11 protein-coding genes are annotated in these 13896 nt (G+C 43.2%); 8 read left to right on the top strand and 3 right to left on the bottom strand.

What is annotated here, in order from left to right; genetic code table 11:
* Positions 1-164: 164 nt before the first annotated feature.
* Both G511_RS0100590 and G511_RS0100585 read left to right on the top strand, forming a co-directional pair.
* The gene (locus G511_RS0100590) at positions 165-1628 is read left to right on the top strand and encodes a DNA-3-methyladenine glycosylase 2 family protein (RefSeq protein WP_028467877.1); all 1464 of its coding nucleotides are present in this window, start codon (positions 165-167) and stop codon (positions 1626-1628) included.
* A 59-nt stretch (positions 1629-1687) separates the two neighbouring features.
* On the top strand, positions 1688-2176 hold the full coding sequence (locus tag G511_RS0100585) for a methylated-DNA--[protein]-cysteine S-methyltransferase (RefSeq protein ID WP_028467876.1): 489 nt from the start codon (positions 1688-1690) through the stop codon (positions 2174-2176).
* Here the strand turns inward: G511_RS0100585 and G511_RS0100580 are convergent.
* Complete coding sequence (locus G511_RS0100580) at positions 2159-3358, bottom strand: MFS transporter (protein ID WP_028467875.1); 1200 nt, start codon at positions 3356-3358, stop codon at positions 2159-2161. The genes G511_RS0100585 and G511_RS0100580 overlap by 18 nt on opposite strands.
* A 126-nt stretch (positions 3359-3484) precedes the next feature.
* Here G511_RS0100580 and G511_RS0100575 point away from each other — a divergent pair, with 126 nt between their 5' ends.
* From G511_RS0100575 to serA, 3 genes are all read left to right on the top strand, one after another.
* On the top strand, positions 3485-4381 hold the full coding sequence (locus tag G511_RS0100575; RefSeq protein ID WP_028467874.1) for a LysR family transcriptional regulator: 897 nt from the start codon (positions 3485-3487) through the stop codon (positions 4379-4381).
* A gap of 32 nt (positions 4382-4413) precedes the next feature.
* Entirely contained in the window at positions 4414-4695 is a 282-nt protein-coding gene (gene ppnP / locus G511_RS0100570) for a pyrimidine/purine nucleoside phosphorylase (RefSeq protein WP_211224839.1), read from the top strand.
* A 189-nt stretch (positions 4696-4884) separates the two neighbouring features.
* Positions 4885-6117, top strand: coding sequence for a phosphoglycerate dehydrogenase (gene serA / locus G511_RS0100565; protein ID WP_028467872.1), 1233 nt, complete (start codon positions 4885-4887; stop codon positions 6115-6117).
* Between the two features lie 55 nt (positions 6118-6172).
* On the opposite strand, the gene G511_RS21450 is transcribed toward serA, so the two are convergent.
* The gene (locus G511_RS21450; protein ID WP_211224838.1) at positions 6173-7144 is read right to left on the bottom strand and encodes an alpha/beta hydrolase; all 972 of its coding nucleotides are present in this window, start codon (positions 7142-7144) and stop codon (positions 6173-6175) included.
* 76 nt (positions 7145-7220) lie between these two features.
* Here G511_RS21450 and G511_RS0100555 point away from each other — a divergent pair, with 76 nt between their 5' ends.
* The 3 genes from G511_RS0100555 (at position 7221) to G511_RS0100545 (ending at position 13275) form a co-directional block, all read left to right on the top strand.
* Positions 7221-10418, top strand: a complete 3198-nt coding sequence (locus tag G511_RS0100555) for a mechanosensitive ion channel domain-containing protein (RefSeq protein ID WP_028467871.1) — start codon at positions 7221-7223, stop codon at positions 10416-10418.
* 91 nt (positions 10419-10509) lie between these two features.
* Positions 10510-10923, top strand: a complete 414-nt coding sequence (locus G511_RS0100550) for an acyl-CoA thioesterase (protein ID WP_028467870.1) — start codon at positions 10510-10512, stop codon at positions 10921-10923.
* A gap of 171 nt (positions 10924-11094) precedes the next feature.
* Entirely contained in the window at positions 11095-13275 is a 2181-nt protein-coding gene (locus G511_RS0100545) for a malate synthase G (protein ID WP_028467869.1), read from the top strand.
* 101 nt (positions 13276-13376) lie between these two features.
* Here G511_RS0100545 and G511_RS21445 read toward each other — a convergent pair whose 3' ends face one another.
* Positions 13377-13874 carry a DUF6942 family protein gene (locus tag G511_RS21445; RefSeq protein ID WP_051221353.1) on the bottom strand — a complete coding sequence of 166 codons (498 nt, stop codon included), beginning with the start codon at positions 13872-13874 and terminating at the stop codon, positions 13377-13379.
* Positions 13875-13896 lie beyond the last annotated feature (22 nt).

Raw genomic sequence — 13896 nt, 5'->3', positions numbered from 1 at the left:
TCTTAACCTTTACGTCTCCACTAGTGTAGTCAAGCAATGAATAATAGGCAGGAAAATCCCCCTAACGTGATGATTTAAACGTACATATATCGATATAAAGCTTTTAATAAGGACATGTCCGAATGTTGCGAGCAACACTGTTTAATTAGGCTTATAGTAACTTCATGAATATGCAGCATGAACACTTTTACCAAGCGATGGTATCTCATGATGATCGCTTCGATGGACATTTTTATATCGGTGTTTCTAGTACCGGTGTCTACTGTCGGCCAATTTGTCGTGTGCGCACACCCAAACGTGAAAACTGCACTTTTTATACGACGGCTGCTCAAGCAGAAACGGCTGGCTTTCGACCTTGTCTAAAATGTCGTCCAGAACTATCACCACAAACACTAGACAATACATTCCAACAGAACCCGATTATCTCCTCTATTATTCAATTAGAAGACCAAGGAGAGATCGATTTTAGTATTTCGGCTTTGGCAAGACACCTCAATATTACTGAACGCCATTTACGCAGAGTCACTCTAGAGCAACTGGGAACAACGCCGAGTAATTTCATTCTTACCAGAAGACTGCTTCGAGCAAAGAAGCTCCTAACTGAGACTCCACTTTCTATTGCTAATATTGCACTTATCAGTGGTTTTGGCAGCTTACGCTCATTTAACGCCCACTTTAAAAGTCGTTATCACTTAACGCCATCTGCCCTGCGAAAATCGCCAAGCACGCAAAAGAACGCTGCCGATAACGGCGCTGAAACAACAATTCAACTACTGCTACAGTACCGCCCACCCTACGATTGGTCTCAATTAATTGCATTTTTGCAACACCGAAGCATTCAAGGCGTAGAACATGTTGAAGGTCAGTCTTATATACGCACCGTTGGCCTATTGGTCAAAGGAGATCCATACAATGGCTGGTTACAAATACAACCCCACAAGAATAAAGACAACACACTCACTGTTAAATTATCTGAATCACTTGTGGCTATCATTCCTATTATATTAAGAAAGTTAGAGCATCAGTTCGACCTGCATGCAGAGCCATCATTAATATCCAATCAACTGAACTCACTCGCAATAAACAACCCTGGGATTCGACTCCCCGGTAGCTTTGATGGCTTTGAAATGTCCGTTAGAGCAATACTCGGTCAACAAATCACAGTAAAAGCCGCTCACACATTAGCCGGGCGTTTTGCTCGAGCTTTTGGAAAACCGATTAATACCCCCTTAGCGAACCTCACAACCCTGTTCCCAAGTGCGCAGGTGGTTGCAGGATTAAGTATTGATCAAATTGCCTCCCTTGGCATTATCAGCAAGCGCGCTAAGACTATTATTTCTCTGGCGCAAAGCATCTCCAAAGATGAAATTTCACTACAACCCACAGCACATCCAGAGCAAACGATAGAAGCATTAGAAAAACTTACTGGTATTGGCCCTTGGACAGCGCATTACATCGCCATGCGTGCACTGCACTGGCCAGATGCCTTCCCTCATACTGATTTAGGCGTGATGAAAGCATTAAAAGAAAAACGCTCCAAGCAGACATTGCTACTCGCTGAAAAATGGCGCCCTTGGCGTGCTTACGCCGTCATGCATTTGTGGGATTCTTTAAAACAAGAAAAATAAACCAACCCAGAACCCAGTAGCGTACTGGTAGAAACAACGGTTACTAAGGAGTTAAAAGCATGATTACCTACTGTACATGGACAAGCCCCTTCGGTGAGATGTTAGCAACAGCAGAAAAACAGCAACTCACGGGATGTTATAAAATAGGACAAAAATACCAACCTGAGATTAGCGCACAATGGAGCGAAGCCTCTAACGAGCCTATCTTTGTGCAACTTAAACAGCAATTGGAACGCTTTGCAGTAAATCCCGATACTCCATTCGACTTAGCTTTACAGCCCAAGGGAACCGCATTTCAACAAAGCGTATGGCAAGCCTTACTGCAAATCCCTGCCGGCCAAACACGCTACTACCAACAATTGGCCAACAGCTTAGACCGGCCAAAATCGACAAGGGCTGTCGCTGCTGCGATAGGAAAAAACCCTCTAATAATTATCATTCCATGCCATCGTGTTGTTGGAAAAAACGGAAATCTAACCGGGTTTGCTGGAGGCCTTGATATGAAGCGTAAACTCCTAGACCTAGAAGCTTCAAACAGCAATTTCTAAAGTTTTCTGACAACTTATTTTATACAAAACTACTGCCGCTAATAACGTTACTGTCAGAACAAGCATAGAGCCTAATATAACACCCGACCAGCCCGTCCACTGCCAAAACGGCTGTAGGTAAAAACCTCCAGTACTTGCGCCTAGATAGTAAAACAGCAAATACAGAGAAGAGGCGCTGGCTTTAGCCTGAAGAGCATTATGACTAACCCAGCTACTGGCAGTCGAGTGTGCAAAGAAAAATCCAAAAGCACTAATCAAAAAACCCATAACAATTGCCCAAATGCTAGGTGCTAAGGTCACAAGAGAACCGCACATTAAAACCACTATTCCAATAATCATACAAACAGGCTGCGGCACTCGCTGTGCGATGCGCCCTGATAATGCTGAGCCAACAGTACCGCTTAAATAGGTAAGAAATAACAGTCCTAACCACGAGGATGGCAAGTTGTACGGTGCATCTGACAACAAGAAGGTAATAAAGCTGTATTGATTAATAAAAATAAAAAAATTAAATCCACCAATCAAATAGGCTAATAACAATAACGGGTTCTTCATGTGAACCAGCGACTGCCCCAGCATACTGCGCGGTTTTAGACTCTTAGCAATAAAGTAGTTTGAAGCCGGCAATAGCGCCGCAAACAAAGCCAACAGGATAAAACTGATAATTGTCATAACCAAAAACACCGCAGACCACCCTAACCACTCACCTACAAATCCTCCAATCAAACGCCCACCGATACCTCCAATCGTATTACCGCTAATATAGAAACCCACCGCTAAAGTCATTGCTTTGTGCTTAAATTCATCACTCATATAAGCAATAGCGATAGCAGGCAAGCCTCCTAAAAATAGCCCTTGCAAGCCACGAAACAACAATAGCATCAAATAGCTTTGTGTTTGTGATAGAAGAAAAGTCATCAACACCACACCCGCCATACTGGCCAACATGATATTTTTTCGTCCCAACGCGTCTGATAAGGGTCCATAAACTAATAAAGAGAATCCTAGAGTCAACGTAGTGATGGTTAAGCTCCAACTTGCCTCAAGCTCAGACAATTGAAAACTATCCATCAGTAACGGCAAAAGCGGTTGAGTCACATAAACATTGGAAAAAATCATAAATGAGCCAAGACAAAGCGCTATCGTTGCACGCCAAAAAGAAGCGGTTCCTGCATCAATCACTGTTTACTCCAACCCTCTACGGACATCATCTAACGTGATACATAAACTAGTTACTTAATAACAATACGGAACGCCTAAAAATCAGTAAAATATATAATTTTTATATGAATAATAAATAATATTGATATGAATAATAAACAGCTGCGGTATTTTTACGAAGTCGCCAACCAACAAAGTTTTTCCAGAGCGGCTGAACGCTTACATGTAGCTCAGCCAGCTATCAGCATGTCTATTCAAAAATTAGAACAAGAACTCGACATTAAACTTTTTCACCGCAGCGATCGCAAAATAAGGCTTACCGATGAAGGTAAGTGCTTACTTACTCATGCTAAAACCATATTGAAAAATTTTTCTGATGCAGAGTTAGAGATGCGCGAGTTAAAAGGGCTGACACAAGGCTGGGTACGCGTAGGTATTCCCAGCATGCTTGGTTCCTATTACTTTCCTCCAATTCTGATGGCATTTAAGCACCTCCACCCGAACCTCAATCTCGAAGTGATTGAAGGAGGCACCTGGCAGCTACAACAAATGGTTGAGCAGGGGGAATTAGATTTGGGGGTCATCGTCTCAGAGTTTGTACCTGACACACTACATACCGAGCTATTTTTACAAGAGCAGATGCTTGTCACTGTTGGTAAAGATCATGCTTTTGCTACGCAACAATCCGTCACTTATGAGGACTTTTTTTCAGAAGAACTGGTCATGTTTAAAGAAGGTTACTTTCACCGTAAAATTGTCGATCGCCTTGCTGGACAGATTGGCGCGCAGCCAAATATAGGCTTCGAAACTAACCTAATTCCATTAATCAAATCGATTGTTAAGCAAGGCTTTGGCATATCTACCTTACTCGGCATGGTAATAGAAAAAGATGATGACCTAATAGCACTGCCGTTTCATCATCCAGTCTGGTTAGACCTATCAATCGCTTGGAATAAAGACCGCTATCTATCAAAAGCCAATCAGGCATTTGTTAGCTTTATGCTGGACTATCAAAGTAGCCAAAAGACCAATCAGGCTCTATGATGCAGCGCTTAGACAATTGGAGAGAGAACCTTATGCTGAACGTAAATGAATATTTCGATGGAAACGTAAAATCGATCGGTTTTGAAAACAGTGAAGGTCAGGTATCAACGGGTGTGATGGCTCCCGGCGAATATGAGTTTGGCACCAGCCAGAAAGAGCTTATGAAAGTAGTCAGCGGTGAACTAATCGCGAAATTACCCGGCTCTACTGAGTATATTAGTTACCCTGCCGGTACGGAATTTAATGTCGATGCTCACCAAAAATTCCAACTAAAAGTTGAACAAGCCAGCGCCTACCTATGCTTCTATAGCTAACCTCATTAGCTTTCGCTGCGCAGGTTTTGTGCCTGTGCAGCAAATTGACTCAACTCAAAATGAATATATTTCCTTAAATTCACTCTTTATATGCAATCCATTTCATATGTCTGTGTGGTAATATAGCCGGCTTTCACGCGGTCGAGACAATCGACTTTTTTTCTGACCACTACAAAAGAGTTGCAGAAGATGAGCAAAGTTACATCCCTTGATAAGAGCAAAATCAAAATTCTGTTGTTGGAAGGCGTACATCAGTCCGCTATCGACACGCTTAATTCACAAGGCTACACCAACATTGAATTTCACACCGGCTCCTTACCGGAAGAGGAATTATTAGAGCGTGTAGCGGATGTTCACTTTATCGGCCTGCGCTCGCGCACACAGCTCACTGAGAAAGTATTTGAAGCAGCTCCAAAACTAGTCGCTGTTGGTTGCTTCTGTATTGGTACCAACCAAGTGAACCTTGAAGCGGCTACTCGCCAAGGGGTTGCGGTATTTAACGCGCCATACTCAAACACTCGCTCAGTTGCAGAGCTAGTTCTGGCTGAAGCGATTATCTTGCTTCGTGGCGTTGCTGAAAAAAGCGCTAAAGCTCACCGTGGTATTTGGCAAAAATCTGCTGTTAACTCTTACGAAATCCGTGGCAAGAAGCTTGGTATCGTAGGTTATGGCAGCATCGGTTCTCAGCTGAGTGTTTTAGCAGAAGGCCTAGGCATGGAAGTTTACTTTCATGACGTTGTCAATAAACTGGCCTTGGGTAACGCTAAGCAAACAGCAGATCTAAACGAACTGCTACGCACGTGTGACATTATTACTTTACATGTCCCTGAGACAGCATCAACTAAAGATATGATGGGTGCTGCACAATTTGAGCAAATGAAAAAAGGCTCAATCTTCATCAATGCTGCTCGCGGTACGACCGTGGTCATAGATGATTTATGCGACGCACTAAGCGCCGGAAAACTACATGGCGCTGCTATTGATGTATTCCCTGTAGAGCCTCGCTCAAACAATGATGAGTTTATTTCTCCATTGCGCGAATTTGATAATGTAATCCTGACACCTCACGTCGGTGGTTCTACGATGGAAGCACAGGAAAATATCGGCTACGAAGTCGCTGAAAAACTTGTGAAGTACAGTGATAACGGCTCTTCTATTACGTCTGTTAACTTCCCTGAAGTAGCACTGCCAGAGCATCCAGATGTTCACCGGTTATTGCACGTTCACCGCAATGTGCCGGGCGTACTATCTAACATCAACAGCATTCTTTCTGAAAACAACATCAACATCTCTGGTCAGTACCTACAAACCAACGATAAAGTTGGCTACGTAGTTATTGATGTTGATGCCGACTGTTCAGTTGTGGCATTACAAAAGCTGCTTGAGATTGAAGGGACCATTCGCTGCCGTCGTTTGTTCTAAACATCGCGCTATGATTCTATAAAAAAACAGCTTCTTTTGAAGCTGTTTTTTATTGTCATAAGCGCATTAACACTTCACGGATTTTATCAAACACTTGCTGCCGCCACGGCAACCCTTCATTCACCAAATGGTGTCGTCCTTCTTCAACTAACTTCACATCTATACTAGGAAACAGTCGTTGCAACACAGGTAGATTATGCTGCCAATCGACTGTGCCATCATCCGTTCCTTGTATCAAGGTTATCGCTATTGATTGAGGCTGCCCGCCTTCTATTAAATCTACCCATTCCAACATAGCGCCAACCCAATTAACCGCCACCCACTGCTTTTGTAAAGGGTCTTGATGTCGAATAAAGTACAAGAAGTCCTTATCATGGGAGTTATTAGAGTAAAAGCGTCTGATGCGTTTTAAGAAAAAACGCAACACCACATATTTCCAATAAATAGCATGATACTGAGTAGGTCTAATAAGTGGTGCTAGTAAAATGCGTTGCGCTATAGGGTCAGTTGTTTGCTCACTCGCAAATAACTTTTGATGTGCAAGAACGATAGCCCCGCCGGTACTTTGTCCTAGCATTACGCAAGGCTTTTCACATACACCTTGCTGTAAAATTTTCTCTAATTGCTCTGCGTAACGTGAAAAGTGATCAATCGCATAACTATCACCGCTAGAGAGACCATGACCTGGCAAGTCGTAGCAAAGAACATCCCACCCCTGCCCTAACACCTCACTTATTAATTGGCTATATAAGCCAACATGGTCCATATAACCATGTACCAAAACGACTGTGCCGCGACTAGCGCCAGCTTGCATATAATGTTGCACGACTAAATCGTAAGCATCACACGACACGACACCTACCCGCAGCCGATATTGCTCCTGTAATGACGCAAGCTGGTACATTTTCAGATAAGATAGCCATGATTCACTGGGCTGGAATATCTCAGCGTGCTGATAGTCTGATAATGATTGGCGAAGCGCTGCAACATCTAAGTTTTGCGTAATGCTACTCTTGTACAATGGCACTATTTCCAAAATAATAAGTCTGTATAACTATTGTTTATAATCCATCATCAATGTCTTATCAATTTTCTGAGGCTGTATGACCACTTTTATTAGTCGTTGGATATTTCTCTGCTTTGCCCTCTGTATCAGCTTTCTTGCCTTTGCCTCTAATCAAGAGTCAGCCAGCCTGTACCAGCAAAAACTAGAACAGCTAACCATTGATGAAAACAACCCAGTTATTCAACTACAAAAAGACACGTATCAACAGATTCTCTCAGCTTACCAAGAAGCTGTTCAACTAGAGCAAACCTCTCTTCAACTTAGAGCAATGCTTGAAAGACAGCCTGATGCAATTAAAAGCTTACAGAAAACACTTCAAGAGAAAACCAATGACAGTAAGCTTAAATCTCTCGCAAAAAAAACGGTACCTGAGCTAGAACAATCACTCACACTTGAGAAGGCCTCTTTGCTCGAGTTTGAAAAAAGCCGGGAGCACCTGCAACAACAGATTAATCAGAGTGACCAAAAACTAATATTTTTACGTGAGCAGCTAGTACAGCTTAAGCAGTCAACCCTTAACCATGACAGCCAAGATAATAACGAATGGAATGACGCACAATTTTCCTTAAGAGCAGCAAAGAATCAAGCACTGGAGCTAGAAGTCCTTAGCTTACCTGGACAAAACGATCTCAACCGTTTGAGCCTTGAAAAAATCAACAGAGACTTAAAGCACAGTCAAGATGTCATCAATACTTTACAGGATACGCTGCAGTCCAAACGCCGTATTGAAACAGAACAGACACTACAAACACTAGGCATTGATAAAGAAAACACTGCCCAGCACCCGATGATTAGTGCACAAATAGTTGAAAACCACTCATTGAGCGAAAAGTTAAGATCAACACTCGCCTCCAATGAAACAACGTTAAAACGGCGCCGCTTATTAGACTCACAATTAACGATGGTTAGCCAAAGCTACCTAGCTGTTCAGCAGCAGTTAGAACTCAGTACACAACCTTTAGGTGTTGAACTACGTAAATACACACGACGCTTATCCCAGCCAACGTCCACAAACAAAACACGCGAGAGCATCAATAGATTACGTCTTCTTAACCTAGAAGTAACGCGCTCACTCTTTAATATCGACTCGAAAGAAGAGACTCAAACACTTGCCTTAAACAAAAAAGAGAGCACTCAGCTACACCAACTACTAGAAGACAAGCGCAACCTATCAACTCGTATCAGAGAAGCCAGTAACCAGGGAATTAACGAGCTGTCACAACTGCTTTCAATTCAAGAGCAAGTGAACAAACAGATAAACCTAGGACGAGAGTTAATATCACAACACCTTCTCTGGATACCCAGTATCCTCCCCGTATCCAATAATTGGCTAATGGAGATTGCTCAGGGAGTTAACCTTTTCTTTGAATTAGTAACCCCTATTCCGAATACCTCTTTATGGCAGCCTATCAAGCACTGGGCTCCTAAAATTGTTCTTTTAGCGCTTCTATCTTTGCTCTCAGTGGTCATTTATCGGCATTATAATAAACATTCTGAAATCTGGATTCAGCAAGTTGGCAACGTTGTTCGTGACCGCTTTAGTCACACGTTTAGCTTATTTTGGATGCCACTCATTATCACGCTTCCGGTACCTGCTGCGGTACTACTATTAACACGTAACATGCTAAATATTGATGCATGGAATCTTGAGTCATTTCATCTTATTGGCTATACCATAGCGGCTTTATCTTGGGCGTACCTGACACTACAAACGTGGGCACTCAAACCAAGTGGACTACTCCAAGGACACTTTTCTGTTCCGCAAAAGCTCTGTATCACTCTCCACAAGCTGATACACCCGCTTTATTGGTTGGGCATGCCTTTAATTGTTTTATTAATGCTAATCGATCAATCAGGCTCTAATGAACTTCGGTCAGGAATTGGCCGCTTAGTTTTCCTTTCTTTAGCTATCTTAGTCACCATTTTTTGGGCAGCTCTTCGCAAAGTATCGCCACAAATTGACCAAACCACTAATAGCACACATTGGTGGCAACGCTCGCAATTATGGCTCACAGGGTTAGTCGGGATCCACTTAGGAATTATTGGCGCGGCGTTGTTCGGCTATGTATTCACTGGCTCAATAATAATGCTGATATTACTGGTGCTTACGGGGATTTTTTATGCCACCTTCCTCTTTTTCAAGCTGGGTAATCGTTGGTTATTAATTGAAGAAAGACACTTAGCATTTGATAGAGCCAGAGCTCGTCGTAACGAAATCTTAGAAGCACGAGAAAAGAATGAAGAAGTCCCTCCTTTAGAGGAGAACTATATCGACCTACAATCCATCTCTGATCAAGCACGTACGTTACTTAAAACGATGACAATCATTGTATTTGTCACCCTACTCTGGTCTCTCTTGAGAAACGCCCTGCCTACATTAGACATTCTCGATAATGTGGTGCTATGGAGTAACGAGGTTACAACGGCAACAGGGATTATTCCTGAGTCGATCACGTTAAAAAATGTCTTATTCAGTGTTGCTCTTATTACCTTGTGCATACTGGCAGCCTACAACCTACCCGGGCTATTAGAACTACTGGTGTTACGTCATTTAGATTTATCACCGGGTACTACTTACGCTGTAACCACCATTACTAAATACATTTTAATAGTGGTCAGTATATTAACAGGGACCTCTCAGCTAGGGCTGGACTGGTCAAAGTTACAATGGTTAATTGCAGCCATGGGTGTCGGTCTAGGGTTTGGTTTACAAGAAATCGTTGCCAACTTCGTTTCAGGCCTTATTATTCTTTTTGAAAAGCCCATCCGTATTGGCGATACCATCACCATTGGCGGCTTTACCGGTACCGTTACACGCATTCAAATCCGAGCGACAACAATCGCCGACTGGGACCGTAAAGAAGTTATTATTCCTAATAAAAACTTTGTCACCGACCAACTTATAAACTGGTCTCTGACCGACCCTATTACCCGAATTGTTATCAATGTGGGTGTTGCTTATGGATCAGATACAAAGCTTGCTCATAAGCTTTTACTCGATGCTGCCACCCGACACCCTCAAGTTCTGAAAGACCCTGAACCTAATGCCTACTTCACTGCTTTTGGTGCCAGCACACTCGATTTAGAATTGAGGTTATTTGTAAGCACCATGGCAGATAGGCTCCCAGTAACACATGAAATAAACCAAGTCATTGATGAAAGCTTTAAGAAACACAATATAGAAATTGCTTTCCCTCAACTGGATGTTCATTTACATAGAAGTAAAAAAACTTAAAAGCCTAGCGCTTCACATAATAAGTGTTTTCACTTATCTTATGAGCCAGAAATTTCTTCTAAATAAGAACAATAACTGGCAGATAATCTTAATGAGCACAGATAATAGAAAACTGATTTATAGCTGCGAAATAGCTGTCCGTTGGGGAGACATGGACGCTTATGGTCACGTCAATAACGCTATGTACATACGCTACCTTGAAGAAGCTCGTGTGCAGCTGCTCGCTAAAATGGGCGCTGCAATGGATGGCAACGGCATTGACCCGGTTGTTATTAATGTAGGTTGCACTTTTATGCGCCCAGTCGTTTATCCAGCTACATTACGCATAGATTGTTATGTCAGTGAGCCGGGGCGCTCTAGCTTTATGACCCTCTATGATATTTACAGCACCAGTGATACCAGCCAAGCTGTCGGTAACGGCTATGCCAAAGTTGTCTGGATGGATCATCACAGTGGGAAATCTGTGCCCTTACCCACTGAAATTCGCGCCCAAATCGAAAACTAATTCTTGTGACCCGCAATATCATACTTTAGGCGTACCAGGGGCGACAAAGCAGCTATTTTTGATGTATTTTTGCATTGCACAATTATTGTCTAAATATTGTGCATATTTTATAACGACCGGTCATGGTTGCCTCGCACCGAACCGGGCCATATACAATGAGGCATTACTACTATGAGTCAAAGGGTACAGACTGGCGGCCTACAGGTTGCTGAAGGTCTTTATAAATTTATTAATAACGAAGCGCTACCAGGCACCGGCATCAGTAATGATCAGTTTTGGTCTGCTATGGACGCTGTCATTCATGATCTAGCCCCTCGTAACCGAGAGTTATTGGCAAAGCGTGATGACTTTCAAACGCAAATAGATCAATGGCATATAAGCCGTAAAGGTCAGCCTTTCAATTTTAGCGAATATAAAACGTTCCTAAAAACTATTGGTTACCTCGTTCCAGAAGGTGCTGACTTTAGCGCCGAAACCAGCAATGTGGATCCAGAAATGGCCACTATGGCTGGCCCGCAGCTAGTAGTACCGGTTATGAATGCACGTTTCGCATTGAATGCAGCTAACGCTCGCTGGGGTAGCCTCTATGATAGCTTATACGGTACAGACGCCATTTCTGATGAAGGCGGAGCTGAAGCTGGTAACAGCTACAACCCTGCTCGTGGTGCTAAAACAATCGCATATGCTCGCCGCGTCGTCCTTGATGAAGCCGTGCCATTAGAAACCGGGTCACATAAAGACTCTGCAGGTTATAGCGTACAAAACGGCCAGCTCGTCATTGTATTACGCGACGGTACAGAAGCTTCATTAGCACAACCAGAAAAGCTAATAGGTTATTTGGGTGACCCCGGCTCGCCTACGAGCATATTACTTAAAAACAACGGCCTACACCTTGAAGTCCAAATTGACCGTAACAGCCAGATAGGTAAAGACGACGCTGCTGGCATCAAAGATATTGTTATGGAATCAGCACTCACTGCCATCATGGATTGCGAAGATTCGGTTGCGGCGGTTGATAGCGAAGACAAAGTAGTTATCTATCGAAACTGGCTAGGCCTAATGAAAGGAGACCTGACAGAAGAGGTTTCTAAAGGCGGAAAAACCTTCACTCGATCTATGAACGCTGATCGTGAATACACTTCGGTCAATGGCGGCTCAATTGCGCTCAAAGGCCGTAGCCTAATGTTTGTACGAAATGTTGGTCACCTAATGACTAACAGTGCCATTATTGATAAAGACGGCAATGAAGTACCTGAAGGGATTCTGGATGCGATGGTTACCTCGCTCATCTCGGTACACGATGTCAAAGAACTCGGCAAGTATAGAAATACTACAACAGGTTCGATGTATATCGTTAAACCTAAGATGCATGGCCCTGAAGAAGTTGCCTTCTCAAATGAACTGTTTGGCCGTGTTGAAGATGCACTAGGTCTGGCTCGCTATACTCTGAAAATGGGTATCATGGATGAAGAGCGCCGTACGACAGTTAACCTAAAAGAATGCATTCGTGCTGCAAAAGAGCGCGTAGTGTTCATCAACACAGGCTTCCTTGACCGTACTGGAGACGAAATCCATACATCAATGGAAGCAGGTCCAATGGTCCGCAAAGGCGAGATGAAAGCGTCTAAATGGATCAGTGCATACGAAGATTGGAACGTTGATAACGGCCTAATGTGTGGTCTAAGTGGTCGTGCTCAGATTGGTAAAGGCATGTGGGCTATTCCTGATCAAATGGCTAACATGTTACAGGTTAAAATAGGCCATCCAATGTCTGGCGCTAACACCGCATGGGTTCCATCACCAACGGCTGCGACCTTACACGCGATACACTATCACGAGGTTGACGTATTCGCTCGCCAAGCGGAGCTTAAGCAGCGCACTCGTGCCAACCTTGATGACATTTTGAGTATCCCCGTTGAAGCAACCCCAAACTGGTCTGGCGAAGAGATTCAGCAAGAACTAGACAACAATGCACAAGGGCTACTTGGCTATGTTGTTCGTTGGGTTGACCAAGGCGTAGGGTGCTCGAAAGTGCCAGATATTAACAATGTAGGCCTAATGGAAGATCGCGCTACATTGCGTATTTCTAGCCAGCACATTGCTAACTGGCTGCACCATGGTATCTGCTCTAAAGAGCAAGTTTTGGAAACGCTAAAACGTATGGCCACTATTGTCGATGGGCAAAATGCTAGCGATCCTACTTATGATGCGATGGCCGCTGATTTTGATAACAGCATTGCTTTTGCAGCAGCGTGTGAATTGGTATTCGAAGGGTGCGCTCAACCAAGCGGGTATACAGAGCCTGTATTGCATCGCCGTCGTTTAGAAATTAAAGCAAAGCTGAACGCATAGCTATTTTCAGTTACAAAAAAGCTACTTCTGGGTTACTTATTAGCAGTAACTGGAAGTGGCTTTTTACATTTAAAACATAATTTACTACTGGCCTTAAGCCATTACTTAGCCAGGGCCCTTCTAGCTTGTATCCACTCGCGTGCTATTACAATCAATGCATTGGGGAACTGCCGATAATCAAAATAAGGCGAACATAAAACATCATCTTTTACCCATAAGCGCTGCTGCGGATCTAAGGACGTAAACTCGCCCATATCAAACCCCATTCTTTCCCAGCAAGATTTACCGGAGACAATATGTACCAGGGCACCTTCTTGTCGCTGACCAGTGAAGCAGATTGCTTCATTTTTTGTTAGCAGACACTTATCCCTGTATTCTCTCCAGTTCTCACCGGGGGCCGTCAGCTTGGCAAAAATTGTAAATATTTTACGCCAATGATTACCATTTAAGTCCACCAGCACTGGAATAGATATGGAGCCATTAACTCTCATCTCTTTTGGAAACGTCGGACTATTTTCAATATACAATACTACATCCGAACCTTGTGCCCCTAACACGTGCTCAATAGATGCTTTTTCATGGCTAGTATCTAGATTCATACTCAGCTACTCTCCTTGTTTT

Origin of the sequence: Neptunomonas japonica DSM 18939, from assembly GCF_000422765.1 — a bacterium.
GTDB classification, from domain to species: Bacteria; Pseudomonadota; Gammaproteobacteria; order Pseudomonadales; family Balneatricaceae; genus Neptunomonas; species Neptunomonas japonica.
This window is presented reverse-complemented; position numbering and strand designations above follow the sequence as displayed.

Excerpts from the sequence above, each read along its gene's own strand:
- ppnP (WP_211224839.1), top strand. The coding sequence starts at position 4,414 with ATGCTGAACGTAAATGAATATTTCGATGGAAACGTAAAATCGATCGGT.
- serA (WP_028467872.1), top strand. The coding sequence starts at position 4,885 with ATGAGCAAAGTTACATCCCTTGATAAGAGCAAAATCAAAATTCTGTTG.
- G511_RS0100575 (WP_028467874.1), top strand. The coding sequence starts at position 3,485 with ATGAATAATAAACAGCTGCGGTATTTTTACGAAGTCGCCAACCAACAA.
- G511_RS0100590 (WP_028467877.1), top strand. The coding sequence starts at position 165 with ATGAATATGCAGCATGAACACTTTTACCAAGCGATGGTATCTCATGAT.
- G511_RS0100555 (WP_028467871.1), top strand. The coding sequence starts at position 7,221 with ATGACCACTTTTATTAGTCGTTGGATATTTCTCTGCTTTGCCCTCTGT.
- G511_RS0100550 (WP_028467870.1), top strand. The coding sequence starts at position 10,510 with ATGAGCACAGATAATAGAAAACTGATTTATAGCTGCGAAATAGCTGTC.
- G511_RS0100545 (WP_028467869.1), top strand. The coding sequence starts at position 11,095 with ATGAGTCAAAGGGTACAGACTGGCGGCCTACAGGTTGCTGAAGGTCTT.
- G511_RS0100585 (WP_028467876.1), top strand. The coding sequence starts at position 1,688 with ATGATTACCTACTGTACATGGACAAGCCCCTTCGGTGAGATGTTAGCA.
- G511_RS21445 (WP_051221353.1), bottom strand. The coding sequence starts at position 13,874 with ATGAATCTAGATACTAGCCATGAAAAAGCATCTATTGAGCACGTGTTA.